We start from the raw sequence: 26,511 nt of genomic DNA on the forward strand, positions 1-26,511 counted from the left end.
CCGACATGAGCAGAATGGCGAAGACAGCGTCCGTCTGCAATCTTACAAGCATGCCGCTAGACCCGCAGTCAGCAAATGACAGCGTCTGCCTATTTTAAGCCGTGGCAAGAGCTAGCACTTTGGAGGTCCGCTCCTATCGTAAGCGGTCGTTCGCTGTCGCCAAGGGAATGGCGGGAAAGTCCCAATTTTCTCCATTCCCGCGACCCAGCAGGTCGGTCGCGAAGCGATGAACAAATGTCCGGAGCTGGGAAGCGGGAATGGCCGTTTGAATGTCCGAGTATGGGTCGTCTCTACAGCGACAGCTTCCGACCAGCTCAAGACATTCAGCGTCGTTGATGTGAGCGGCGGCTCTTGTTGGCACCCGCCATTCCGGCCGCGCAACCCAGTCGGTCAGCTAGATGCACTTATCGGGTTTTTGGTGCATTGCTATCCCAGCTATGCGCGCCTCAAAGCGACTAGGTAATCTATCCAAGCTCGATCTAGTTCGTTGACGGTCAGCGGCGACACGATCTCCACATTGTCGCGGTGACGTCGCCCGTCGAAGTGGCGCAACAAGGCCTGTTCCATTCGGAAAGCGTCGCGTGCGGTTGCAAACAATTGATGGAAGCGCGTTTTGTACCGCAGCCCACCGAGCGTCGGCATCGAAGAATGATTGAAGTGGCGCTCGCGCTGCTCCCAATCGAACGCCCAACCGATCTTGAAGGCACCGGCCTTTGAACCTTCGATGATCATCGCATAGGTGAACGCAGGCGCGCGCCGCATATGCATCACGCCGCGCCTTTCCGTGGTCGGAGGCGGAGCGGCCTTGCGCCGAGCAGCATTCGCGCCTTCCACTCTTGCACGGGCGGCAATGGAACTGAGCAGGCCGACCTCGCTTCGCGGCAGAGCGAGGATCGCGCGCGCTTCCGCTGGTTCGAGGGGGACAATGCCCTGCGCTGAGTCCATGTGAAAATGTCGTTGAGTGACTTCTGTGAGCAAGGGCCGCGAACCGTCGAACCGCCAAGCACGCATCAACTCGAGCCCGAAGGGCCATTTATAATTTCCCGCTGCGTCATAGTCCTGCGGTCCGCGGGCCAGATCATAATCTAACGATGAGACGATGTGTCGCGTCGGCTCCATCAAGCCGAGAATGCGTCCTCGTTCATCGATCTCGGTCTCGTCGCCTTTGGTGCCGACGATCACCACCAGATCGCCAGGCTGCAGCACGCCGCGCGCGTTTGTGCGCCAGCCGTTCGTACTGAACTGCAGCGGTCCCGAAGGTGAGCCGAAGCCCCACGTCTTGGTCATGAAGACTGCCATCGACGAAGCTCGCTACTAGACAGTGTGATGCGCAGGCAGCGTGGCCGCTAGAATTCGCCTGCGCGAAGTAGGTGTCAATTGTATTCGATAATTACGCTTTTAAGAAGCACCCGACAAAGGCGATTGCGCTCGGCCAGGATATTTTCCTGATGAATATTTTGTGGGCACACGAGTGGGAAGCAGAGTGGATCAAGCTTGCGCGCGGTCAGGACGCCGACCCCTATGTCGTGGGTTTCTTCATACCGATCAGCGTGTCGAGCATATCCGACACCGCATTGAATATTCCCTAATACCCGAACACCCGCCGCCATGACCCCAATCGGGAGCAAGCGTGCCAACCGGTCTGCTCTTCAAACGCCCACAATCTGGATGCCTCATTCAAATGCCCGATTGCCTCATTGCGATCTCAATCGCTGCATTCTTGATCGCGCTGGGAACGAAGCGAGTTGGTGCATTTGGCCATCTCGCGTACGCAGTTCCGCTGATCCTCAATCCAAAATGCCGCGGTCCGATTTGTCAATCAGTGACACATATTGGCGCGCGAACTCTACCAAGCTGCCTTCGAATGTCACGACCTTGGGAACACGGTAGATAGACATCGAGGGGAACACCTCAGCCAGTTTCTTTCGCATCTTCACTGCGCCCAGCTTCGGGTCGATATAGAATATGACCTTCGCGCGTCCATCTTCCGGCTCTTCGGCAAATTGGCGGATGACAAACCGCATCAAAGCGTCGTCCTCTGGCAGGCTGTAGCCTACAAGTACGAGAATCTGTGTGTCACGCATCAACCTCACGGCCTTCGGAAATATCGCGGTGAAGTAAGGGTCGCTATAGTCCTGCTCGCGCGACGGCAGCATCAGAACAGGTGGCTCAGCGCGAATTTCAGCCTTTGTCCGATGTGCGTAGTCCAGCGCGTAACCCTTGTTTTGGGGCAAAATCTCGAAGCCACCGTTGAGCTTGATGAGGTGAGAGCCGATCCAATGCTCCTGGGTCGGCTTGGGATTGCCGTATCCCGAAATGCTAAGCGGTGTGAAGCCGCGATACGTGTAGAGAAAGAGGGAATCGTCGGGCGCGATCAGATTGTCGAGGATCGTTTCGATCACATAATCATAGTTGGTCGTGACAAAATTGGTCCGAATCCCTTCGGCGAAAAATTGGGATCCGTCTATGCAACGGTGCAAGTGCGCGAACATCGCTAGAATCGCGCCCTGATCCCTCGTCGCCGCAAGCGGAAACTTGGACAGGCTCGGGTCAAAATAATTCAGGCCGCTGAAGCTCGCATATCTATCGACTACCGCTGCCCGCAAAGCCGCGCGGATCATGGCGGTGTTCTGATCGTCGATGTAACGGGAGCGGATGTCGGGGTATCGCTCGTACATGTCGAGCTGATAGGTGATTTGCCGGATATCGTCGGGCTTCAACTCGTCCGTGCTTACGCCGAAGGCGCGGGTCAGGACGTTGGGATCAATGACATCATCAAGCAGGTCGGTATCGAAGGTGAACAACTCAGATCCGATCGGCGCAGCAGGGTCCCAAGATTTGGAAAAGCCTGCACCAGCGAGGAAAGTGAAATTTGTGAGGGCAGTAGGCTTGGTCGAGCCCCGCGGATATCTAAAAAGTTCGACGAGCCGCCTGAACTCCAGAACCGGCTCCGATGCTCTCTCTGAACCCTTACGAGCGCCCTTCTGTCTTAGAGTTGCGTCCGTCCCCGCGATGGAGGGCTTGCTCTTTGGATTTCGGGCCATCTCAGGAGATTAGCTATTCGAGTGTCGCAGCGCAAAGATTGGCGGGCAGGATAGCAAGGCCGCTGTGGTCGCCAGTCATACGCAAGCACGTACCGCTGTAGCCAGCCGCTTGCCCCAGAGCCTCCATCCGCGCCGGCCCGTTGCCACTGCGATGACCGGACGGTGAGATAAACGCCTAATCGGAGGCGATAAAGACGATCCGCCGCCGATGTCGCCGTCGGGCTGAGCGAACCGCTTTGACGCATCGCCTCGCGGCCAAGATCGCGACCGTCCGCCTACAACGGGATAGCAGCGTCGCGGCGGAGACGGTGCTGCTGAAGTGGCGCGCTGATTGGAGGCGCCGCGTTGATGCTGATAATTAAGGTAGGGCTGGTTTGGCCGTCATCGGTGAGGCTTCGCCCGATAGGACGTGCGCGACCATCGCGGCACGCAAGCTGTCGCCGTTGGTCATCATGGGGTCGAGCGCGAGCGCCAGCAATTCGCGGAAAGTTTGCGCATGTTGTTGGAGCTCGGCGTTGATGCTGTCATCGCGCCTGAAGGCATAACCGTGAACGATCTGCGAGCGCAGATTATAGGATTTCTTGAGCGCATCGAAAGCCGCGACCCTTTCAGCAGCGGGGGACAGCGCGGACAAAGCGAGCGCAAGTTGAACGGTGGTTTCGTTCTTGAAAGACAGCAGCCGCTCTATCGCCATCCAGAGCTGGGCGAGTTGCAGCACGGCGACCCCGGGTCGGCGACTGTCCTCCACCGTATCGATGGCAAGCAGCCGGTAATCCTCCTTGCCGGCGACGAACTTGCTCTCCGTCGATCGGGCGATGAGCGTGATGAGAGTCCGTAGGACGGGGTTGTCAGCCCAGGCGACATTCTGCCAGACGCCGGCGCCGGTTTGATAAGGGCGGCCCCATTGTTCTGAACGCGCGTGGGACGAATAACGATCATCCTCTATATTCATTTGTAGGGTGATCTGGCCCGACACGCCGGAGGTAAGCGCGACCGCGGCGAGCAGGCGGCTGACAAGCGCATCAGCGTAGGATTTGCTCATTATTGACAGATCGGCCAGGAAAATGCCGCTGGCGTCCGGCGGCAGCGTGATCTGGAACGACGGAATCTTGGTGCCCGCGCTGCTGAACCGTTCGACGTTCGCTGCCTGCCGCGCGTGATGGGTGGCGATTAGCTGTAGACAGTCGGTCGCGAGGAATTCCCGCATCGTTAGGAAGCGGAGTCCCGGAACGATCTCGGGGTCGGGCAGACCCACAATCGAAAAGATGCGGCAAAAATATAGTTCCTTGCCCTTAACACTTTCGATTTGGGATGGTGTCACAGGTTGCGGGATGCCCGTGTCCAAGAGGAACGCGAACGCACCCAGATCCGTCTTGGAAACGCTGATCGTCTCGCGTGCCGTGGGATTTGGCGGTGGGCCACCGACCCCTGGCTGATCATAGAGCGTGAGCGTCATCTCGGTCAGGCGGTCGCCGTTCACGACATCGCCCAGCCGGATTTCGCCGCGCGCGGGGCCGCCGGGCGTCATGCGCTCGATCTTGACAAAATATTCCCATCTATATTCGGGAAACGCAGTCCAAATCTCGGCCGCCCCGACCGCGGATCGCTTTGTATAGGTCGTGAGGCTTTCGCGGATATCCGCAGCGCCGTGATCGATCGCAGCAAGGCACAGAGTCTCGCGAACCCGGGCGCAGCTTGCGTAGCCGAGCGAGTCGGCAAACTCCGCGGGCCAGAGATCCGGCGAGCCGGACTCGATTTCTAGCATCGCGATCACGGGCATGGGAGTGTCTGTCGCGTCATCATGCGCCTACACTAGCAGATGCTTGGCGCTGCGGCGTGTAAGTTGTCTCCCGATACCTGCCGGCCTCAAAACGGCCAGTCTTGCTCGTTCAATGAGCCAAGGTGGACGCAAGTACGAATGTCGGCTCGTGTCGGAAGCTGACATCTGGCGAAACGGGCGGAATGACGGATAAGTCCCACGACGCGGCGTTCCGCATCCGGCAGCAGGCGACCAAAATGCGTCTTTCCCCGAAGGGGCCTTGAACGGCAGCTTCCGGCCCGAATGCCGCTCGTTTCTGCGACTCTGTCGCTCCGGTCAGGCAAGCGACCGATATTGGCCGGTCGGCGACGTGCGGCGTTTGGGCAAACGATAGTTGAAAACTGTCGCCGCTGAGCGCTGCGGGCGGGCGGCCGACTGCGGTCGTGATAAGGCAAAGCTTCCGGAGCATTGTTGACGATGCCGCGAATCGGTTTGCCATACTCCTCGGCATCGAGCTGGTCATATGTCTGGTCGATGCTGCGGATGTAGAAGGCGGTCACCTGCTCGCTCAGCGCCATGGCGCGGTTGCATTCGGCGCAGGCCGGAAACTCGAAATCGTCTGGACAATGCTTGCCACGAAACACGATCCGCGCCGGGGCATGATCACGCTCGACCGCGGGCCGTCGCCCCCCACAAAAGCAGCAGAGTGGATGCGCGAGCAGAAATTCGGCCTTCGTTGGCCTGCGGCCACACGGCATGGATGAGGCCCGCCTATTGGTAAGAGACAGACGCTAGACGCAGCAGCGATGCCTCGTCCTCCGGGGCGTCGACGTCGATGCATTGCTCGTTTTCGCAAAAGAGAACGAAAGCATTGGCCCCGGCATGCTTGGCGCTCCGGTAGATGATGCCATCGAGACTACGACCATCCGCCGATCGGAAGAGCCGGCGAAAATACTCGGTGACGATCTGGGTGGGGACATATTCGATGTGCTCGCGGCCATCTCGCGCGATCGGTTGTGAGATGTCGGCGGCGAAGGCGTGAAGGAACCGTAGAGAATGAATTAGCGGCTGCCGATCAAGATCAAAGACGCTCGGCACTGGCGGCAGCTCGGCCAAGTCGAGCAATGTGAGGTCACGCAGGGATCGGAAGGTTCCTACCGACAGTGCCTTCCCAGCATGCGTGGCCGGATCGAAGGTTTCAGCATGCGCCGTGTCTAGGTCGAACGCGCCGTAAAACATCGGAATACCAGCAGGGCTCATCCGGTTCGACTGACGTGCATGTTCAGGCTTTGGCGTTCCAATCGCCGACGCTGTCGTCTGCGGCTGATCGTCCACGCGAATGCGGATCAGGTCAGTGTTCCTGCCTATCGTTTTGATCAGCCCCTCATCGGCGAGTTTCGTCCTGATCATGTCGGAAACAGTTGCCAACACTTCGGCTGGCGTCAGTTCGTCATAACCATCGCCCGGCGCCTGGAGAAAGAAATAGCGTGTATGGTTCTTGGTGAAGGTTTTGAAACTGTCCCAGCCCCAACTGAGTCGCTGACTGTCGGTACCGCGATAAAATTCGCGTTCAACCCAGGCTTCGCAGTCGATCATGTCGTCGAGCGCCGCGATCATATCGTCATTCTCAGAAAATCCGGCATCGTAGAGCACATCGGCAGTCGTCGAGAGCGACGCCTGCCAACCGCCCTCACGCGTGATATACGTGATCCCTTCTTGGGTCGGCTCATTCCAATCGAAGCCGAGCCCGCCGAGGACGACGCCGGTAAAGTCCTCGAAGGGAGCGGCAATGGGCTGGTCGGACACGGCCTCACAAAAGCTGCAGGCATTCGCCTCAGCATGCCCAGCGATCCACTCAGCGAGAAAAGGATCCGTGACGCAGGCGGCGCACACATAGTCGTCGGACTCGCTGTAACCGCGCTCTTGCATCTCCATCATCCAGGCTTTGACGATGCCCATCACGTCTCCCCGCTGTGCGTCTGACAGCTAGATAGGTGAGCAACGGACCGAAGTCATCGCCAAGTTGAGCTTCGAACTCAGGATGGTTACTTGCCTTAGATAGCCTAATCTCAGTAGCTATGTGCCAGGGGGGGGGCTTGTGGCAGATCATTCAGCAGCCGATTCGGCGAGCGGTTATCTTTTTCAGTGCCGGTACGCGCTTCTCGCAGCCTTGAAGCGTCAGGACGTGACGCCCGGGCTCGAGGTCTCGATCGAGTGTTTCGACGACATCGCCTTTTCCAACAACGGCTCGCCGCAAGAGCTTCTGCAGTCGAAGCACAGTCTCAAGCCCAAGCCTATGAGCGACCGGGCGGTTCAGTTCTGGAACACGATAGGTATCTGGACCAAGCGGGTGAGGGATCATCCGGCCGAGCTTGGAAAGATTAAGCTCACCTTCGTGACGACCTCGACGCTTGGCGCGGATACGGCGGTCTCGCTGCTCCGGCCGGGCCCCAGGGGCCGGGACGTTACGAAGGCCGCTGAGAAGCTCGCGATTTCGGCCGCGGAATCAAAAAGCAAAAAGGTCGCCTGGGCAACCAAGGTGTTCCTCGAGCAGACACCCGAAATGCGCGAGCAGATTATCGGGATGGTCGAGATGCTCGACGCCTCGCCGACGATCGTGGACGTGAAAGATGAGCTGGCGGCGGCGCTCAAGCGTGCGTGTCGGCTCGAATATATGACGGCATTTCGCGAAAGGCTCGAGGGATGGTGGTTCGCGATCGTGATCGACGCCCTAGCGACCTCGGGTGGAAAGCTTATTCCGGTGTCGCTGATCGACTCCAAGATCGATGATCTGCGCGACGAGTTCGGACCGGACCAGCTGCCGATCGACTACGGCACGGCAGATCCGTCGGGCGAAACAGTCGGGCTATTGGAGCAGCGCCCGTTCGTCGAGCAGCTCAAGCTCATCGGCCTTGGCCCGACTGGCCAGAAGATCGCGATCATCGACTATTTTCGGGCGCGCGAGCAACGCTCGCGCTGGACGCGGGACGGTCTGCTCCGGCAGAACGAACTCACCGATTATGGGCGCCAGCTGACCGAGCACTGGCAGCGGCGCAGAGGTGTCGCCGAGGGCCGCCTTCGCGAGAACATGTCGGAGGCCGAGCTGGCCGATATCGGCATGGACGTTTTCTCGACGACCACCGGCAATGCCATTCCGCTTCGCGAAGTGATCGAGGCGTATGTCTCGCAGGGATCGTATCACATGCTGTCAGACGATCATATTATCGGGTGGCACCCGCATTATGTCGAGCGCCTGAGCCCAGCTGCGCCAGGGGGTGACGATGAGCCCGGCATGGAATGATCGGTCCATCGAGGACCAGACCCTTTTCAATCCGGTCTTCTGCGCTCTGCTCCTGCGCGCTGCGACCCGGGGCTATCAGGAGGGTGATACGAGCCGTGCGCTTCCGCTCGCCCATGCTTTTCTCGTCCTACCGATCGTCCTCAATGCGCGAGTACGCCGCGCGCTGCCCACGCTTAAGACGCGAATGACGAGCTGGGTGACAACGCATCCAGAGTTCAACGCAGAGTTCGCCAAACTCTGCCGGGAACTGGTCGATACGACCCGCGAGGCGATCCAGCTCGGTTGTGCGCAGGACTGGCTGACCATTGCTGGGGACGGTCTCAGACCGGGGGCGTACCGCTTCAAACCTGATCCGCCGCGGCTCGATACCGACACGATGGAAATAAAGGACTGCTACGAGGCGGCCCGCTTCGTGGGGCGATGGATCCCCAAGGATGATCGTCAGTCCACCATCTTATCTATGCTTGGAGTCGCCCCGTGAGCCTCAGGATTTTGGAAATCGGCGTCTATGGGCACAATGGCGAAATGAACTCGGTCAAGCTCAACGTTTCGGGCTTGAGCATCATTACCGGGGCGTCGAAAACTGGCAAGTCGTCCCTGATCGACATTATCGAATATTGCTTCGGTCGAGAGCAGTGCCACGTCTCGGACGGCGTGATCCGCCAGCATGTCGCATGGTATGGCATCCTGCTCGACCGGGATGACAGTCGGATTTTTCTCGCGCGGCGCAACCCCAGACCGCCAAAAACACGCAATCCGGACGTCTATTACGCCGTCGGCGCGGACGTGGCGATGCCCGAACGCGCCGACTGGACCCCCAATATCGGCGTTTCGGACATCGAAGCAATCCTCACATCGTCGGTCGGCATCTCCGAAAATGTGACGACAGTCCCCGAGGGCCAAACACGCAACCCGATCGCGGCTAACATTCGCCATGCCCTGATGTTCTGCATCCAGGACCAAGATGAGATCGACAGCCGCAAGATCCTGTTCCATCGCCAGAGCGAGCCGTTCCTACCGCAGACGATCAAGGATGTGCTGCCTTATTTTCTTGGCGCGATCGACGAGGACGTGTTGCGGCTTAAGGTCCAGCTTGATCTCGAACGTAAGGAACTGAGGAAATTACTTAAGCTGGCCGGCGAGCGCGAGCAGCTTGCCAGCCTGTCGGCGGCACGCACCGAAGACATGTTTCGCGAGGCGCAGTCGGTCGGTCTGCTTCCTCCCGGCCCGCCGCCCGCACAGGACCTCGCGCTCGGCGGCCTTCGCGCTATCAATCCGGTTATTCAGGAAGTGCCGGTGCCGCCCGATTCGACGGAGCCGATCGCTGTCCTTCGCCGTGAGCGCACCGGGCTGCGGCGCGAGCTCGCCGTGCTGAAGGAGCGCCTGCGCCAGATCCGGCAGGTCGAGGATGTCGCCGGTGGCTTCGCGCAGGAAGCCGAAGAGCAAAGAGCAAGGCTGGCAAGCCTTGGTTTGGTCACGAAGGGCGATGTCGAGGCCTGCGCCCTGTGTGGTTCGACCGACGTCCATGTTCCTTCGGCGGCGGAGATGCACAGGACTCTGAGCGGGATCGAAGAGCAACTGAGCCAAGTTCGGCGCGAAGTGCCACGCCTGCAGGAAGTGCAGGGGGATCTCGTCGAGCAGCAGAAGAGGATCGAGGACGCGCTTAAGCGCAATCAGGATCAGATCGATACGCTCGCCAAACAGGATGACGCCTTCAGATCAGAGCGCGACAGCCAGCTGAGGCTTGCCCGGACGATGGGGCGCATCGCCTATTTCTTGGAAACGCTGCCCCCGCCGCCCGCGGCGGCCGCATCGACCGAGGAGCTCGACGCTGCCCGCAAGCGGGTCGAGGCGCTGGAGAAGCTGGTCGACCCTGAGAGCACAGAACAGCGACTGACCTCGATCCTCAATCTAATCGGCGACTTTATGACGCGCGACTCAGAGAAACTGGACCTCGAGCACAGCGGAAGCCGCTTGAGGCTTGACATCAAGCAGCTCGCCGTCGTTGCGGACACGCTCGATGGACCGGTTCCGTTGTTCCGCATGGGAAGCGGTGAGAACTGGGTGGGCTATCATGTGCTCGCCCATCTCGCGCTCCATCGCTGGTTTCGGCAGAAGGATCGCCCGGTTCCCGGGTTCATCTTCTTCGACCAGCCCTCGCAGGCCCATTACCCAGCCGAGCAGGATCGCGACGGCGATGTCTCCGGATTGCCGGACGCCGACCGTGAAGCGGTGTTTAAGCTCTTCAAGCTGATGTTCGACGTGACGGTCGAATTGGCGCCGAGCCTCCAAGTGATCGTGACCGACCACGCGGATCTCCGGGACAGCTGGTTCGCCGATGCCGTGGTCGCGCGGTGGCGTGGACAAGGGCTCATCCCGCAGCGCTGGATCGACGCGCGTGGCTGAGGTCAGGCGGGGAACGGCTTGGCGGCGTCAATCTCCTGCATCATCCGATATTGCTCGCCAGCCGCTTCGACTCCAGGCGGCCGAAGCCGGAAGCCCGGACCTTCCGCGGCCCATGTCTGTCTTTCTGCGATGACGGTTAGACAACCGCCGGACGTCGGCTCCTGACAAGAGCTGCCGTTCCACGTGTCGCTTGGGAACGGCAGAAATGTTCCAAATCTCGTCGTTTAGCATCGGGAGCGGCGTGGGCTTCCGAACCCGATTCAAAACATGAACGAACGTCCGCATCTGGGGCGCTGCTGAGCCAGCGCCAATGTCCGCATTTGGGTCTTTTTGTGAGGGCGCCGTCCACGTTCATTGATGATGATGCCACAAGCTTTTGATCAATTTTGGGGTAGGTGGACCGCAAACATCTGAGAAGGATGGCACCGCTCGGTCACCATGCCGCCGGTGCCACCTCCTCTTGCGAAAGACGCAACTGCTCGAACGGCTGGAGCCCCGTGTTCGCCTGAGGTCATCGTCGACGTCCCCCCTGTGATCGGGCTTCTGCCCGGTGAGGTCGATCTGATCGTCAGCATGCTCGGCGAGGCCCTGACCGAGCTGTTCAGCATAGAAGATAAGAATACTGCCGGGCGGCATGGGCATTAATTTCAGGATGAAAAAGCATGAGCGAGCCGCTGCGCGCCTATGGGTATGTCCGCGTCAGCAATGATGACGAGGACGGCAACAATGCCAGTATTGCGGCCCAGATCGCCGCGATCAAAGACAGGGCGAAGCGCGACGGCGTCGAGTTGGTCGAGATATTCCAGGAACTGAACGTCTCCGGCCGCAAGCTCCGTCGCCCTCAATTCGACGGAATGATGGCCAAGGCGACGGGGCCGGAGCGACCGGTGGACATCATCTATGTCTACGCCTTGTCACGCTTTGCCAGACGGCTGCTGACGCAGGTCAACAGCGAGCATAAACTCGAGCAGGCTGGCGTGCGGCTCATCTCGCTGACCGAAGAATTCGGGGAAGACGCGAATGGTCAGCTCATGCGCGGCCTGTTCGGCGTCTTCAACGAGAAGCACGCCCTCGACTCATCCATATTCACGCGGCGCGATAGACGCGGAAATGCACAATCAGGATATTTCAACGGCGGGCCGGTGCCGTTCGGCTACCAGGCTCGCACCGTGGTCATCGAAGGACGCAAGGAACGCCGCAAACTCTTCATCGTGGAGGAAGAAGCCGCCGTCGTTCGAATGATCTACGATCTGGCGCGAAGCGGCCTCCACGGCACGCCAATGGGCACACGTGCGATCGCTCAGCATCTGAACGCCTTGGGATACCGGATGCGTGGCCGCGAATTCTTCCACAGCAGCGTCGATGGCATCCTGACCCGCCAACATTACGGCGGCCATTATCTCGATCGAACGGCCGACAGCAAAGGTCGAAAGCCCTCGATCGAAGAGAGCATCATCGTGCCATGCCCGGAAATCGTCCCGCCCAAAATCATCGCAGAGGTCGCGGCACGTCGTGCGAGGGCTGCCCCCAAGGTGACGCCGCCGCGTGTCACCAACGGCCCTACGCTGCTGACCGGTATCCTGAAGTGCAACGCACCCGGCTGCGGGGCTGGCATGACGATCCGCACCGGCAAGTCGGGCCAATATATCTACTATGCCTGCAACGCGAAGCTGACAGGTGGTGCCGGGCGCTGTGAGACGCGCGCGATCCGCCAGGACAAGCTCGACGGCATCGTCCTCTCCGTTCTGGCGGATCGTATCCTCCAGCGCGACCGGCTCCTCGAACTGCTGCAGGCCGTCCTCGAAAAATCCGATACCGCGGATGCGCAGCGACATCAGGATCTCGAGCGTATCAGGCGGGAGAAGATCGAAGCGGAAAAGCGCATGCGAAGATTGCTGGAAGCGCTTGAGGAGGGCGTGATGTCGGCCAAGGACCCGCTGTTCGCCGAGCGACTCACACAGCACCGTCAGAACGTCGCGCAATTGGACGCCAGCGCGCGTAGCCTGACGCTTCAGCTTGAACGAGGACCGCAGCGTATCGGTGAGGAAACGATCGCCAAGTTCGGCAAGCTAATCAGCGAACAGCTGAGGGGCGGAAACCCGGCGCTGCGAAAAGCCTATGTCCGGCTGCTGATCGACAATGTCCGCGTGGACAACCAAACCATCCACATCCAGGGCAGCAAAGCAGCGTTGGAAAGCGCAGTCGTGCGGGACGGCGATGCCGCCATATCCATGGTGCCCGGTTTTGACCGGAAGTGGTGCCGCTTACAGGACTCGAACCTGTGACCCCCGCATTACGAATGCGATGCTCTACCAGCTGAGCTAAAGCGGCCCGTCTCGTGAACCGGCTGGTGTCCGGTCAGGTGGGGGCGCTTAACAGATCGTTGGGGGGCTGGCAAGCGGCTTTGCGATCTTCATCTATGGTTAACTATGTCGGGGCATGACAGGATCATGACCAGGAAGACCGTCATGGACCGCGAGCCGCAAAATCCCCGGAATCCTGTTTCGGCTCGTCCGGCGGGCGAAATTGCGGGCGGGGCGGAGGATGCGTTGTCGCGGCTGGGCGGGGCGGAGCGGCGGCTTCATGCGCGGGCCTATCATCATTGGGTGTCGCTGTCGGGGGAGGCGCGGTTTCCCTCGATCCGGGCGCTGGATACCGAGGCGATCGGCGACTTTGCCGCCAATTCGGTGCTGCTGGATTTTCGCGGCGACCGGATCGACCCGGCCATCGCCTATATCGGCCAGGCGCTGCGCGAGGAGTGCGGCACGGTGGCGCGACCGACGCGGATCGGGGAATTGCCCGAGGCGTCGTTGCTGGCGCGGCTGACCCGGCATTTCGACCATGTGCTGGCCGATCAGGTTCCGGCCGGTTTCGAGGCCGAGTTCGTCAACGCGCGCGGGCGCATGACGCTGTATCGCGGGATATTGCTGCCTTATTCGTCCGACGGGTTGATGATCGATTTTATCCACGGCGTCCTGAGCTGGAAGGAAGTGGCCGATCCGCTGTTGCAGGCGACGCTTGATTCGGAATTGATGGATTCGGCTGGCGAGGCGATTACGCCACCGCCACCGGGTTCGGCTGCCGCGCTATGGAACGGCCCGTCGTCCTCCAGCGGTGGGGGAGTAAAAGCTATCGCTAACATGACAGGGCCGATCGATGCGGAGCCTGGCGCACCCGTTGTAATGGTCGGGCACGTCGCCGAGGATGGTAGCGTTGCCATCACTGGAACGGTGGTTGGAGACGCGCGCTTGGCCGAAAGGGTGTTGCGCGCTTCGCAATGAAAATTGCGCTGCGGCGCAACATCTTTTCTCTGGCGGCGAAGGGTTGAGCGCCGCGAGAGCCCGGCCTAGGACTTGGCACCATGGCACCGAATATGTCGCATCCGATGGCCGACGCGATTGCCGCGCGGCTGACCCAGGGCGCCCTTCCGGCGGAGTTGCAGGGGTTCGGCCCCGCGGAGGTGGCTGCTGCGGCGGCCTTCGTCGCGGGCGTGGCGCAACAGCGCTCGCCGGGCGAACCGTCGATCGCGCTGGAGCCGATGTCGGGCGACGACACGCATCGCCGGATGCGCCTGGCCATCGTCAATGACGACATGCCCTTCCTGGTCGATTCGATCGCGGCGATGGTCGGCGCGGACGGTATCGCGATCGACCGCGTGATCCACCCCGTTCTGCCCGTCACCCGCGACGGCGAGGGACAGCTTCAGGCCATCGGCACGGGCGGAAAGTCCGAATCTTTCATCTATCTGGAAATGGAACGCGCCGATGCGCGCGACCGGCGCGGGCTGGTCGACGATCTGCGCGCGGTACTGGCCGATGTCCGGGCCGCCGTCGCGGACTGGTCGGGGTTGCAGGACGCGTTGGCCGCCGATGCGACGACGTTGGGCGAAAAGAATGGCGAGGGCGCGGCGCTCCTTCTGTGGTTCCTGGGTGGCAAGCTGACGCTGCTGGGCCATGAGAAATGGTATGAGGATGGTCGCGACGCGCCCGCGCTCGGCGTCGCGCGGACGCCGCACAAGGTGCCGCTGCTCGCCGACACCTCGCGCCAGCGCGCGCTGGATTATTTCGTAGAGGGCGGGGCGGCGCCGCTGCTGCTCAAGTCGAATGCGATCTCGACCGTACATCGCTCGGTGCCGCTCGACCTGGTGCTGGTACCGGTGATGGAAGGGGGCCGCGTCGTCGGCCTGTCGATCCATGCCGGGCTGTGGACCAGCGCCGCGCTGGCCAGCCCGCCGCATGAGGTGCCGGTGCTGCGCACGCGCCTCGCCGCGCTCCAGGCCAAGTTCGGTTTCGACCCGCGCGGCCATACCGGCAAGGCGCTGACCCATGCGCTGACCGCGCTGCCGCATGATCTGGTGACGGCGTTCCCGGCCGAGGCGCTGGAGCAGCTGGCGCTGACCGCCATGTCGCTGGCCGACCGTCCGCGCCCCGAACTGGTGCTGATCCGCTCGGTCTTGCAGCGACATCTGTTCGCCTTTGTCTGGCTGCCGCGCGACGAACTGACCACCGCGCGGCGCGTCGCGATCGGCGAGATGCTGGGCGAGGCCGCCAATGGCTCGCTGCTCAACTGGTCGATCGCGCTGGAGGACGGCGTCGTCGCGCTGATCCGCTACACCATCGACCTGCGCCAGGACGGCCGCCTGCCCGATACGGCGGCCTTGTCGGAACGGCTGCGCAAGATGGTGCGCGGCTGGATGCCCGATGTCGAGGCGGCGCTGGCGGAGAAAATTCCCGCGCCGCGCGCCGCGCGTCTGGCGTTGCGCTGGGCCAATGGCTTCCCGACCAATTACCGCAATGTCAGCGACGCATCGGAAGCCGCCGCCGACATTCTGCGCCTGTCGAGCTTGGAGAATGAGGGGAGCCGGTCGGTTCGCCTTTTCCCGGTCCAGCCGGGGCAGGACCGCCAGCTGAAAATCTACAAGCTGAACGGCGCGCTGCCCTTGTCGGACGCGGTGCCGGTGCTGGAGAATTTCGGCTTCCGCGTGATCGGCGAACTGCCGACGCGGCTGCGCGACGAGGCCGATCCCTTCGTCCACGACTTCATCGTCGAGACCGAGGCGACCACCGAGCCCAAGGGCGCGGCGGTGCTGGAGGGGGCGATCGCCGCCGTGCTGGAGGGCCAGGCGGAGAATGACGCGTTCAACCGCCTGATCGTCGATGTCGGCCTCAGCCCGCAGGCGGTGGTGCTGTTCCGCGCCTGGTTCCGTTATCTGCGCCAGGCGGGGCTGCCTTATGGGTTGACCACGGTGGTCGATGCGCTGCGTCGCGCGCCCAAGCTGGCGACTGCGCTGATCGAGCGGTTTACCGCCGCGCATGATCCGAAGGCGACCGGCGATATCGCCGCCGCCGATGCCGCTATCGTGGCGGGCCTCGATGCCGTGTCGGCGATCGACGACGATCGTATCCTGCGCAGCTTCCGCGACATGATCGCCGCCACGCTGCGCACCAACGCCTTTGCCGAGGCGGGCAAGGAGGCGCTGGCCTTCAAGCTGGACAGCCACAAGATTCCGGGGCTGCCCGCGCCGCTGCCGTGGCGCGAAATCTGGGTCTATTCCCCGCGTGTCGAGGGCATCCATCTGCGCGCCGGACCCGTGGCGCGTGGCGGGCTACGCTGGTCGGATCGCCGCGACGACTTCCGCACCGAAATCCTGGGCCTGATGAAGGCGCAGCGGGTGAAAAACGCGGTCATCGTGCCGACCGGCGCGAAGGGTGGTTTCTATCCCAAGCAGCTGCCGTCGCCCGTCACCGATCGCGACGGCTGGGCCGCCGAGGGCAAGGAAAGCTACCGCGTGTTCATCCGCGCGCTGCTGTCGATCACCGACAATATCGTCGAGGGCGCGGTGGTGCATCCGGACGGCGTGCGCGTGCTGGACGGCGAAGACCCCTATTTCGTGGTCGCCGCCGACAAGGGCACCGCGACCTTCTCCGACGTCGCCAATGCGCTGGCGCTGGAGCGCGGCTTCTGGCTGGGCGACGCCTTCGCCTCCGGCGGCAGCCAGGGTTATGACCACAAGGCGATGGGCATCACCGCCAAGGGCGCCTGGGTCTCGGTGCAGCGGCACTTCGCCGAGCGCGGCGTGGACGTGCAGACGCAACCCATCCGCGTCGTCGGCTGCGGCGACATGTCGGGCGACGTGTTCGGCAACGGGATGCTCCTGTCCAAGGCGATCAAGCTGGTCGCCGCGTTCGACCATCGCCACATCTTCCTCGATCCGAACCCCGATCCCGCGACGAGCTGGGACGAGCGGGCGCGCATGTTCGCGCTCCCCCGGTCGAGCTGGGCGGATTATGGCACCAGCCTGATCTCGGCGGGCGGCGGCGTCTTCCCGCGTTCGGCCAAGACGATCCCGCTGTCGGACGAAATCCGCGAGGCTTTGGGCATCACCGCCACCTCGCTGGAACCGGCGGCTTTGATCTCGGCGATCCTGAAGGCCCCGGCCGACCTGCTTTGGTTCGGCGGAATCGGCACCTACATCAAGGCGGCGGCGGAGAATAACGTCCAGGTCGGCGACCCGGCCAATGACCGCCTGCGCGTCGATGCCGAGGATCTGCGCGTCACCGCGATCGGCGAGGGCGCGAACCTCGGCGTGACGCAGGCCGCGCGCATCGCCTTTGCCGAGCGCGGTGGCCGGATCAACACCGACTTCATCGACAATTCGGCGGGCGTCGACTGCTCGGATAACGAGGTCAACATAAAGATCGCGCTCAACCGCGAGATGATCGAGGGCCGTCTGGCGGAGGGCGACCGCAACACGCTGCTCGCCTCGATGACCGATGACGTGGCGCATCTGGTACTGGAGGATAACCGCCTCCAGACTTTGGGCCTGTCGATCGCCGAGGCGGACGGCGCGGGCGCGATGCCAAGCTATGTCCGCGTCATCGAAATCTTCGAGAGCGCCGGGCGGCTCGACCGCGCGGTCGAGGGTCTGGGCAGCAACGACGTGCTGTTGCGGCGCGGGCAGGACGGGATTCCGCTGACCCGGCCCGAACTGGCGGTGCTGCTGGCGACGGCCAAGCTGACGCTGCAGGACGCGATCGAGAACAGCGCGCTGGCGTTGGACGACGAACTGCTCCCCGATCTGCGCGCGGCCTTCCCGCCCGCGATGCAAGAGGCGTTCGGCGAGGCGATCGACCAGCATCGCCTGCGCGGCGAGATCGTCGCGACGAAGCTCGCCAACCGGATCGTCAATCGGATGGGCATCCTCCATCCGTTCGAGCTGGCGGAGGAAGAGGGCGCGGCGATGGCCGATATCGCGGCGATGTTCGTCGTGGTCGAGCGGCTGTTCGATCTGCCCGCCCTGTGGACCGCGATCGAGACGGCGGCGATGCCCGAAGCGGCGCGTATCGCGCTGTTCGACGAGGTGGCGCGCGCGACCCGTTCGCAGATCGCCGACCTGTTGCGCTCCATGCCTTCGGGCACCTCGCCCGGCGCGGCGCTGGAGCGGTTGCAGCCGGGCATTGCGCGGCTGGCGGCGGAAACGCCCGCGCTTCTGCGCGAAGAGGCCAAGGCGCAGAGCGCGCGGGTCGTCGCGGCGCTGGAGGAAGCGGGCGCGCCCGCCGATCTCGCGGCGCGGGTGGTGCGCGTGTCCGAACTCGACGGCGCGGTCGGCCTGGCCGATCTGGGCCAGCGGCTGTCGCTCGACGAGACGCGGCTGACCCATGCCTTCACCCGCCTGGGTCAGGCGCTCGGTCTCGACTGGGCACAGGGCCAGGCGGCGCGGATCAGCCCGAGCGATCCGTGGGAGCGTTTGCTGATCGCGGGCCTCGCGCGCGATTTCCAGCAGCAGCGGCTCGACTTCCTCGGCCGTGCAGGCGCGACCGACCCCGAAGCGGCGGTCGAGGCCTGGCTGGAGCGCAATGCCGCGCGGGTCGGCCAGTTCAAGGCGGTGATCGACCGCGCCCGCCTGGCCGCCCAGCCCAACGCCGCGATGCTGGCCCAGATCGCAGGGCAAGCGCGGGTGCTGCTGGGCCGGTAAAGGGGAGGGCGAGCAAACCCTCTTCTGTTCCCCGGCGAAGGCCGGGGTCCAGTTCCTTTGCCGTGAGAGGCGCGCAAAACGCCGCGTGGGAGGCCTCTCCTACGCGGCGTTTTCTTGTTCACGCGAAGCCGCGATGACGCAAAGAGCTTTGGTTCGCGCGGAGACGCGGAGGCGCGGAGAAGAAGGTTGGTTCGCGCGGAGGCGCAGAGGACGCAGAGAGGTCGGGCCGCGCGCAGCGCCCTCTATTCGTTAGCGCGGAAGATAAGAGGGCCGCTGGCGCGGCAGGCGAGACACCTCCGCGTCTCCGCGCCTCCGCGCGAACCAACCTTCTTTTTCTTCGCGTCCTCGCGGCGTCGCGTGCGAATCAGATCGCCGCGCACTTCTCCAGCAGCCAGTCGCGATCCGCGCTCTCCAATTCCGGCGCCAGAACCTCCGCCACCCGCGCATGATAGGCGTTGAGCCAGTCCCGCTCCTCCGCGGTCAGCAACTCCGCCACGATCAGCGTCCGCTCGATCGGGCAAAGGGTCAGCGTCTCGAAGCCCAGCATGTCCCGGTCCGCACCCGCGATGGCGCGCGGTTCGACCAGCACCAGATTCTCGATGCGGATGCCATATTCGCCCGCCTTGTAATAACCCGGCTCGTTGGACAGCATCATGCCCGCGCGCAGCGGCTCCATCGCCGCGCCGCCGGGATAGTTGGGCGCAGCGATACGTTGCGGCCCCTCATGCACCGACAGATAGGCGCCGACACCGTGGCCGGTGCCATGGGCGTAATCCAGCCCGACCTCCCAGAGCGGCCGCCGCGCCAACGAATCCAGATGCCCGCCCAACGTTCCGTCCGGGAAGACGGCGGTGGCGAGGGCGATATGCCCCTTCAACACGCGGGTGAAGCGGTCGCGCATTTCGTCTGTGGGCGTACCGATCGGCATGACGCGGGTGATGTCGGTGGTGCCGTCCTGATACTGCCCGCCGGAGTCGATCAGGAAGAGCTGGCCTGGCTCGATCGCAGCATTCGAGTCTTCGGTAACGTGATAATGCGGGCTGGCACCGTGCGCGCCGGTCGCCGAGATGGTCGAGAAGCTGGTGTCCTTGAGCAGCCCGGTCGCCTCACGGCACGCGAGCAACCGTGCGGCGGCGGACAACTCGGTCTGGCCGCCCTTGGGGCATTCCTCCTCCACCCAACGCAGGAAGCGCACCATCGCCGCGCCGTCGCGGACCGAGGCGGCGCGGTGCCCGGCGACCTCGGCGGGGTTCTTGATCGCCTTGGTCAGCACCACCGGGTCGCGAAGCGCCAGCACCTTGGCCCCGCCTGCTTCCAGCGCTTGCGCGATGGCGGCCACGGCGCGCTCGGGATCGGCCACGATACGCTTGCCCGCAAAGCCGGTCAGATACCCCTCGAACGCCGCGCGGTCGTGCAGCCGTACCGCATTGCCCAGATGCGCCCGCACCTCGGGCGTGATCTTCTGAGGGGACACGAACAGGTCGGTCTCGCCGTCGGCATGCACGATGGCATAGGACAGCGCGACCGGCGTATGCGCGACATCGGTCCCGCGCACGTTCAGCGCCCAGGCGATCGAGTCGAGCGCCGACAGCACCACCGCGTCCGCCCGCTGCTCGGCCAGCCATTCGCCGATCCGCGCGCGCTTGGCGGCCGAGCTTTCGCCCGCCACCGCTTCGTCCTGCACGGTGAGCACGGCAGGGGAGGGGGCGGGGCGGTCGGTCCAGATCGCGTCGATCGGGTTGACGGTGACGGCGACCAGTTCCGCCTCGCGGTCGGCGAGCGCGGCGGTCATGTCGGCCACCTGCTGGCGGGTGTGCAGCCACGGGTCGTACCCGATCCGCTGCCCCGCCGCCGTCTCTCGACCCAGCCAGCCCGCCACGCTGTCCTGCGGCACCGGAATATAGGCATAGTCCTCGCCCGACACCTGCTCGCGCACCTGAAGGGTATAGCGCCCATCGGTGAAGATCGCCGCCTTGGTCGTCAGCACCACCGCCGACCCCGCCGAGCCGCCAAAGCCGGTCAGCCAGCCAAGGCGCTGCGCATAGTCGCCGACATATTCGCTCATATGCTCATCGGTCAGCGGCACGACGAAACCGTCGAGCCCCCGGGCGGCGAGTTCGGCGCGGAGGGCGGCAAGGCGGGCGGAATGGGACATGGAACGGCCTGACAGCAATGGGAAACGCGGCCGGTCTAGCCCTCCGCCCGCACAGCGTCGAGCCTCACGGCGGGCTTGCCGATCTTGTCAGACCATATACGATCCGGGAATGGCGGCAGGTGGGAGGATGCTATGATGATCGACCGGCGAAGTGTCCTGGCCGGGGCGGGCGCGGTGGCGCTGATGGGCAAGGCGGCGCGAGCGGCCGAACCGGATGCCTTCCGGCCCGGCGAAGTGTGGAACGACACGAACGGCGTCGCGATCAATGCGCATGGCGGCGGCCTGCTGCGCCATGCCGGTCGCTGGTGGTGGCATGGCGAGCACAAGACGGCGGGCGAGGGCGGCAATACCGCGCTGGTCGGCGTCCATTCCTATAGCTCGACCGATCTGGTGAACTGGCGCGACGAAGGGGTGGCGCTGTCCGTGTCGGACGATCCGGACAGCCCGATCACGCGCGGCTGCATCCTCGAGCGGCCCAAGGTCGTCTATAACCCCCGCACTCGAACGTTCGTGATGTGGTTCCACCTGGAGCTGCGCGGCAAGGGCTACGGCGCGGCGCAGGCGGGCGTCGCGGTGGCCGACCGGCCGCAGGGGCCGTTCCGCTTCCTGCGCGCTGGCCGTGTCAATCCGGGCATCTGGCCTGCCAATGCTACGCCTGAGGACAAGGCACCCGGCACCACGCTTGCGCGCGACTTTCCCGGCGGGCAGATGGCGCGCGACATGACGGTTTTCGTCGATGGCGACACCGCCTGGCACATCTACGCCTCCGAAGAGAATGCCACGCTCCAGATCGCGCGGCTGGCGCCCGACTGGACGCGGCATGACGGCTATTATGTCCGTGCGCTGCCCGATGGAGGAAACGAGGCGCCCGCGCTCTTCAAGGCGAAGGGGCGCTATTACATGTTCGCCTCGGGGCTTACCGGCTGGCGACCCAATCCAGGGCGGGTCTATGTCGCAGACAAGGTGACGGGGCCGTGGCGTTCGCTGGGCAATCCGGTGCGCGGCAGCGAGGAGGACCGGAAGACGACCTTCCACTCGCAATCCACCTTCGTCCTGCCGCTGCCGCCCCAGCGGCCGGGGGCGGAGCCGCGTTTCATCTTCATGGCCGATCGCTGGCGGCCCGAAAATGCGATCGACGGGCGCTATGTCTGGCTGCCGGTGGAATGGGAGGGCGAGACGCCGGTGCTGCGCTGGCGCGATCGCTGGACGCTGGCGAATGGGTGGGCGGGCAAATAACGCCCCATATCCTACCGTCCGTTCAGCCTGAGCGAAGTCGAAGGCCAAGGGAATCCGTTGGCCAAGCGCGGAACGTGCGCTTCGACGTCGCTCAGCGTGAACGGATGTAGGAGTAGGCTGAACGGAGGTTGGGAGAAACCGTCCCTCACCCCTTCCGGCGGGGCCTAACCCTAGCTACATCCGGGCGATGACCGAACCCGCGCCGACGCCGCCCATTGCCCAGACCCGTCCCCACAGCTTCACCGCGCACGGGATCACCATCACCGACCCGTACGCATGGCTGAAGGACCCCGCCTATCCGGAGGTCGAGGACAAGGACGTGCTCGCCTATGTCGAGGCGGAGAACGCCTATTTCGAGCAGGTCATGGCCCCACGCCAGCCGCTGATCGACCGGCTGTACGAAGAGATGAAGGGGCGGATCAAGGAGGACGAATCCTCGGTGCCGCAAAAGGACGGCGACTGGATTTACTGGACCGGGTTCGAGACGGGCGGGCAATATCGCAAATGGTGGCGCAAGCCGGTCGCGGGCGGCCCCGACGAACTGCTGCTCGACGAACCGGCGCTGGCTGAGGGCAAGGAATATTTCCGGCTGGGTGCCTTCTCGATCAGCAACAATGGCCGTTACCTGGCCTATGCGATCGACGACAATGGCTCGGAACGGTTCGAGGTGCGGGTCAAGGACCTGACCACCGGCGAGCATCTGCCCGATGTCATCCCCGGCATGTTGTCGGAGATCGTCTGGGTCGCGGACGACAGCGGCTTTCTTTACGGCGTGGCGAATGCGCAGTGGCGGACCGACAATGCGCGCTTCCACAAGCTGGGCACCGATGTCGCCGAGGATGTCGAGCTGTTCCACGAGGATGACGAAGGCTATCGCGTCGCCGTCGCCGAGACCTCGGCGCGCAACTGGATCGTGATCGCGACCGGCGACCATGTCACCAGCGAGGTGCGCTTGCTGCCCGCCGACAATATCTTCGCCGAACCGATCCTGGTCGCCCCCCGCAAGGAGGGCCGCGAATATGATGTGGACGAGCATGACGGTACGCTGTTCATCCACACCAACGACGTCGACCCGCAATTCCGCCTCTGCACCGCCTCGATCGACCATCCCGGCGACTGGCACGAACTGATCGCGCCCAACCCGCATTTCTACATGACCGGGGTGGAGTGCTATAAGGACTTTTTCGTGGTCGAGGGGCGCGAGGACGGCTTGGACCGCATCGCCATTCATCGCTACGACACGCCGACCGTGCCCCAGCGGATCGACTTTCCCGAGGCGAGCTATACCGCCGGGCTGGGCGACAATCCCGAGTACGACGTGTCGACCTTGCGGCTGGGATACGAGTCGATGGTCACGCCGGGCACCGTCTATGACTATGACGTGGCGACCGGCGGCCTGACCGTGCTGAAGGTGCAGGAAATCCCATCGGGCTATGACGGCGACCAATACCGGACCGAGCGCCTCAAGATCGCCGCGCGCGACGGGACGATGGTGCCGGTGTCGATCGTCTACCCGAAGGACTTTCCCCGCGACGGATCGGGCAAGCTGTTCCTCTATGCGTACGGCGCGTATGGCTATGCCATCCCGCCGGGCTTTTCGACGGGGCGCATGAGTCTGCTCGATCGCGGCTTTGCCTATGCCATCGCGCATATCCGCGGCGGCGACGATCTGGGCCAGCAATGGTATCTGGACGGCAAGCTGGAGAAGCGGACCAACACGTTCCACGATTTTGTCGACGTGGCGAAGGGGCTGATCGAGGGCGGCTGGACCAAGGCGGGCCAGATCGCCATCGCAGGCCGCTCGGCGGGCGGCGAGCTGATGGGCGCAGTGGTTAATTCCGACCCCGAACTCTGGGGCGCGGTCATCGCGGACGTGCCGTTCGTCGACGTGCTCAACACGATGATGGATGCCGAGCTGCCGCTGACGCCGGGCGAGTGGCCCGAATGGGGCAATCCGATTGAGGACGCCAAGGCGTTCGAGCTGATCCGCAGCTACAGCCCCTATGACAATGTTCGGCCGCAAGCCTATCCGCCGATGTTCATCTCGGGCGGGCTGAACGATCCGCGCGTCACCTATTGGGAGCCCGCGAAGTGGGCCGCCCGCCTGCGCGCGACCAAGACCGATGACAATTTGCTGCTGCTCAAGACCAATATGGGCGCAGGCCATGGCGGCAAGTCTGGCCGGTTCGAGTCCTTGCGCGAAGGCGCGGAGGAGCACGCCTTCATCCTGTGGCAGATGGGAGTCGAATCCTGAGCATAGAGGCGATCGTCGCGCGCTACGGTGTCGCGGCCATCGCACTCGGCGCCGGGCTGGAGGGCGAGACGGCGGTCGTGACCGGCGGCATCCTGTCGCATCAGGGGCTGATCGGCTGGCCCGCCGCCTTCCTGGCCGCGGCAATCGGGTCGTTCCTGGCGGATCAGGTCTTCTTCACCATCGGCCGCCGCGCACGCGACGGGCGCTGGGTGGCCAAGTTGCGCAAGCGGCGCGTCTATACGCGCGTCACGAAGCTGATGGAGCGTTACCCGGTCGGCTTCATCTTCGCCTTCCGCTTTCTCTACGGCCTGCGCACGATCAGCCCGGTGGCGCTGGGCACCAGCCATGTGTCGACCCGGCTGTTCGTCGCGGTCAATGCCGCATCCGCCTTGTGCTGGGCAGCGATCTTCACCGGCATCGGTTATCTGTTCGGCGAGGCGTTTCACGAACTCGCCGCGCGCTATCGCCCGACGCTGCCGCACATCCTGATGGCGGCGGGGCTGGTGATGGTCGCCGCCGCGATCGGCTGGGGCGTCCGCGCGCTGTGGTTGCGATACAGGGAATCGGACGAACAGGCATGAGCCGCTTCACCATGACCTTCACCGCCGGGCCGGAGCATATCGACGAGCTGGGCCATGTGAACAACGCCGTCTGGGTCCAGTGGATTCAGGCGATTGCTGGCGCGCATTGGGAATCGGTCGTGCCCCCCGAACATGCCGCCGCCCATATCTGGGTCGTGACGCGGCACGAGATCGACTATCGCGGCAATGTCGTGGCGGGCGAGACGGTGACTGCCGAAACCTGGGTTCCCAACCCGCCCAAGGGCGCGCGCTTCGACCGGCATGTCCGCTTTCTGGATGCGCAGGGCCAGGTGAAGGTGGAGGCGGTGACGACCTGGGCGCTGATCGACCGCGCCACCGGCCGTCTGCTGCGCGTCACGCCCGAGATCGCGGCACCCTTTCGGGTTTGACCGCAAGAAGCGGGACGCATCGCGTGCGTTCCTGCGCTAGGATCGCACCCATGTTGAGCGAATGCACCATGGCCTCGCCGGTGGGCGAACTGATCCTCGTCGCGAGCGAGCAGGGCCTGCGCGCGATCCTGTGGGCCGAGGAGCGGGAAGGGCGGGTGACGCTGCCCGACCGCCGCGACGATCCTGCGCATGCGGTGCTGGCGGAGGCGGTGCGTCAGCTGTCGCAATATTTCGATGGGCAGCGCCGCGTGTTCAACCTACCGCTCGACCCTGTCGGCACCGATTTCCAGAAGGCGGTGTGGACCGGCCTGGGCACCATTCCCTATGGCGAGACGCGTAGCTACGCCGCGCTCGCCATTGCGATCGGACGGCCCGGCGCATCGCGTGCGGTCGGAGCGGCGAACGGGCGCAACCCGCTGTCGATCGTCACGCCCTGCCACCGTGTCATCGGTGCGAACGGCACTCTGACCGGCTTTGCGGGCGGGCTGGCGGTGAAGCAGTGGCTGCTGGCGCACGAACGCGGCGAACGGCAGCGGGCGCTCGCATGAGCTATCCGCCGCGCGCCTTCGCCGAGACCCGCGAAGACGTGCTGCTGGACGCGGTGGCGGTGATCGGCCTCGCCTCGCTGGTCGTCGCGCGGGACGGCGTGCCCGAGGCGGTGTCGTTGCCGATGATCGCAACGCGTGATGGCGAGGCGCTGATGCTGGAAGGGCATGTGGCGCTCGCCAATCCGGTCTGGCGGCTGGCCGAGGGCGGTACGACGGCGCTGGCGATCTTCCAGGGGCCGCACGCTTATGTCCATCCCGGCTGGTATCCCGCCAAGCGCGAGCATGGGAAGGTCGTGCCGACCTGGAATTACGTGGTGGTGCAGGCGCATGGGGTCCTGTCGGTCACGCGCGATCCCGAATGGCTGGCGGCCCATCTGGCGCGCCTGACGGAGGCGAAGGAAGCGGGGCAGGTCGAACCCTGGTCGATCGACGATGCGCCTGCAGATTTCATCCAAGGCTTGCAGCGCGGCATCGTCGGCCTGACCCTGTGCGTTGCCCGGCTGGAGGGGGTGTGGAAGATCGCCCAGCACCACCCCGAACCCAACCGGCGCGGCGTGATCGCCGGGCTGGCGGCATCGGACGCGGCGGGGGACAGAGCGATGGCGGCCGTGATGCAACAGGCCGAGCGCGACCGAACAGGGTAGGTTGATCGACAATTCGATCCTCCCCGGAACGGGGAGGGGGACCATGCGCAGCATGGTGGAGGGGGATCGCCGCAAGGTGTGTCTCAGGAGGAAGCCCCCCACCGTCAGGGCTTCGCCCTGCCACCTCCCCGTACCGGGGAGGATGTCACCGTGACGGCGATGTCACTGGCGGCGGGAAAAATGCGGCCGTACCGGACCAGATATCGGTCCCGTGTCGGA

19 protein-coding genes and 1 tRNA gene are annotated in these 26,511 nt (G+C 63.9%); 12 read left to right on the forward strand and 8 right to left on the reverse strand.

Annotated features, from left to right (window positions below; all coding sequences use genetic code 11):
* Positions 1-435: 435 nt before the first annotated feature.
* The 6 genes from NS355_RS03395 to NS355_RS03415 form a co-directional block, all read right to left on the reverse strand.
* On the reverse strand, positions 436-1,287 hold the full coding sequence (locus NS355_RS03395) for a GIY-YIG nuclease family protein (RefSeq protein WP_153008017.1): 852 nt from the start codon (positions 1,285-1,287) through the stop codon (positions 436-438).
* 86 nt (positions 1,288-1,373) lie between these two features.
* Entirely contained in the window at positions 1,374-1,637 is a 264-nt protein-coding gene (locus NS355_RS18540) for a hypothetical protein (protein ID WP_153008018.1), read from the reverse strand.
* Between the two features lie 150 nt (positions 1,638-1,787).
* Positions 1,788-2,804 (reverse strand): SIR2 family protein, encoded by a 1,017-nt coding sequence (locus NS355_RS03405; protein ID WP_058744394.1) that lies wholly within the window; start codon positions 2,802-2,804, stop codon positions 1,788-1,790.
* Between the two features lie 598 nt (positions 2,805-3,402).
* Entirely contained in the window at positions 3,403-4,824 is a 1,422-nt protein-coding gene (locus NS355_RS03410) for a HEPN domain-containing protein (RefSeq protein ID WP_058744395.1), read from the reverse strand.
* Positions 4,825-4,910: 86 nt separating this feature from the next.
* A complete protein-coding gene (locus NS355_RS18545) occupies positions 4,911-5,381 on the reverse strand; it encodes a hypothetical protein (protein ID WP_153008020.1) in 471 nt (156 codons plus the stop codon).
* A 193-nt stretch (positions 5,382-5,574) separates the two neighbouring features.
* Positions 5,575-6,762 (reverse strand): HEPN-associated N-terminal domain-containing protein, encoded by a 1,188-nt coding sequence (locus NS355_RS03415; RefSeq protein WP_058744396.1) that lies wholly within the window; start codon positions 6,760-6,762, stop codon positions 5,575-5,577.
* Between the two features lie 139 nt (positions 6,763-6,901).
* Between NS355_RS03415 and NS355_RS03420 the strand changes: the two genes are divergently transcribed.
* The 4 genes from NS355_RS03420 to NS355_RS18105 all read left to right on the forward strand — a co-directional run bounded on the left by NS355_RS03420 (position 6,902) and on the right by NS355_RS18105 (position 12,795).
* Positions 6,902-8,104: an ABC-three component system protein gene (locus NS355_RS03420; protein ID WP_153008022.1), complete on the forward strand. Its 1,203-nt coding sequence runs from the start codon at positions 6,902-6,904 to the stop codon at positions 8,102-8,104.
* Entirely contained in the window at positions 8,085-8,585 is a 501-nt protein-coding gene (locus tag NS355_RS03425) for a three component ABC system middle component (RefSeq protein WP_153008023.1), read from the forward strand. The genes NS355_RS03420 and NS355_RS03425 overlap by 20 nt, the downstream gene beginning before the upstream one ends.
* Positions 8,582-10,510 carry a DUF3732 domain-containing protein gene (locus tag NS355_RS03430; RefSeq protein ID WP_153008024.1) on the forward strand — a complete coding sequence of 643 codons (1,929 nt, stop codon included), beginning with the start codon at positions 8,582-8,584 and terminating at the stop codon, positions 10,508-10,510. The genes NS355_RS03425 and NS355_RS03430 overlap by 4 nt, the downstream gene beginning before the upstream one ends.
* A 662-nt stretch (positions 10,511-11,172) precedes the next feature.
* Positions 11,173-12,795 carry a recombinase family protein gene (locus NS355_RS18105; RefSeq protein WP_084787463.1) on the forward strand — a complete coding sequence of 541 codons (1,623 nt, stop codon included), beginning with the start codon at positions 11,173-11,175 and terminating at the stop codon, positions 12,793-12,795.
* Here the strand turns inward: NS355_RS18105 and NS355_RS03445 are convergent.
* Positions 12,766-12,841 (reverse strand) — tRNA-Thr (locus NS355_RS03445). The genes NS355_RS18105 and NS355_RS03445 overlap by 30 nt on opposite strands.
* A 119-nt stretch (positions 12,842-12,960) precedes the next feature.
* On the opposite strand from NS355_RS03445, the gene NS355_RS03450 reads away from it, so the two are divergent.
* Both NS355_RS03450 and NS355_RS03455 read left to right on the forward strand, forming a co-directional pair.
* Entirely contained in the window at positions 12,961-13,791 is an 831-nt protein-coding gene (locus tag NS355_RS03450; RefSeq protein WP_153008025.1) for a hypothetical protein, read from the forward strand.
* A gap of 92 nt (positions 13,792-13,883) precedes the next feature.
* Positions 13,884-18,485 carry an NAD-glutamate dehydrogenase gene (locus tag NS355_RS03455; protein ID WP_153008026.1) on the forward strand — a complete coding sequence of 1,534 codons (4,602 nt, stop codon included), beginning with the start codon at positions 13,884-13,886 and terminating at the stop codon, positions 18,483-18,485.
* A gap of 364 nt (positions 18,486-18,849) precedes the next feature.
* On the opposite strand, the gene NS355_RS03460 is transcribed toward NS355_RS03455, so the two are convergent.
* Positions 18,850-20,640 carry an aminopeptidase P family protein gene (locus tag NS355_RS03460; RefSeq protein WP_058744404.1) on the reverse strand — a complete coding sequence of 597 codons (1,791 nt, stop codon included), beginning with the start codon at positions 20,638-20,640 and terminating at the stop codon, positions 18,850-18,852.
* Positions 20,641-20,775: 135 nt separating this feature from the next.
* Between NS355_RS03460 and NS355_RS03465 the strand changes: the two genes are divergently transcribed.
* The 6 genes from NS355_RS03465 (at position 20,776) to NS355_RS03490 (ending at position 26,292) form a co-directional block, all read left to right on the forward strand.
* Positions 20,776-21,876 (forward strand): glycoside hydrolase family 43 protein, encoded by a 1,101-nt coding sequence (locus NS355_RS03465; protein WP_058744470.1) that lies wholly within the window; start codon positions 20,776-20,778, stop codon positions 21,874-21,876.
* Between the two features lie 187 nt (positions 21,877-22,063).
* The gene (locus tag NS355_RS03470) at positions 22,064-24,130 is read left to right on the forward strand and encodes a S9 family peptidase (protein WP_058744405.1); all 2,067 of its coding nucleotides are present in this window, start codon (positions 22,064-22,066) and stop codon (positions 24,128-24,130) included.
* Complete coding sequence (locus tag NS355_RS03475) at positions 24,106-24,711, forward strand: DedA family protein (protein WP_244489539.1); 606 nt, start codon at positions 24,106-24,108, stop codon at positions 24,709-24,711. The genes NS355_RS03470 and NS355_RS03475 overlap by 25 nt, the downstream gene beginning before the upstream one ends.
* Positions 24,708-25,100, forward strand: coding sequence for an acyl-CoA thioesterase (locus NS355_RS03480; RefSeq protein ID WP_058744406.1), 393 nt, complete (start codon positions 24,708-24,710; stop codon positions 25,098-25,100). Before NS355_RS03475 ends, NS355_RS03480 begins: the two co-directional genes overlap by 4 nt.
* Positions 25,101-25,150: 50 nt before the next feature.
* Complete coding sequence (locus NS355_RS03485; RefSeq protein WP_058744407.1) at positions 25,151-25,648, forward strand: methylated-DNA--[protein]-cysteine S-methyltransferase; 498 nt, start codon at positions 25,151-25,153, stop codon at positions 25,646-25,648.
* Positions 25,645-26,292: an FMN-binding negative transcriptional regulator gene (locus NS355_RS03490; RefSeq protein ID WP_058744408.1), complete on the forward strand. Its 648-nt coding sequence runs from the start codon at positions 25,645-25,647 to the stop codon at positions 26,290-26,292. Before NS355_RS03485 ends, NS355_RS03490 begins: the two co-directional genes overlap by 4 nt.
* Positions 26,293-26,511: the final 219 nt, after the last annotated feature.

Source organism: Sphingomonas yabuuchiae (assembly GCF_001477495.1).
In the GTDB taxonomy this organism is placed as follows: Bacteria; Pseudomonadota; Alphaproteobacteria; order Sphingomonadales; family Sphingomonadaceae; genus Sphingomonas; species Sphingomonas yabuuchiae_A.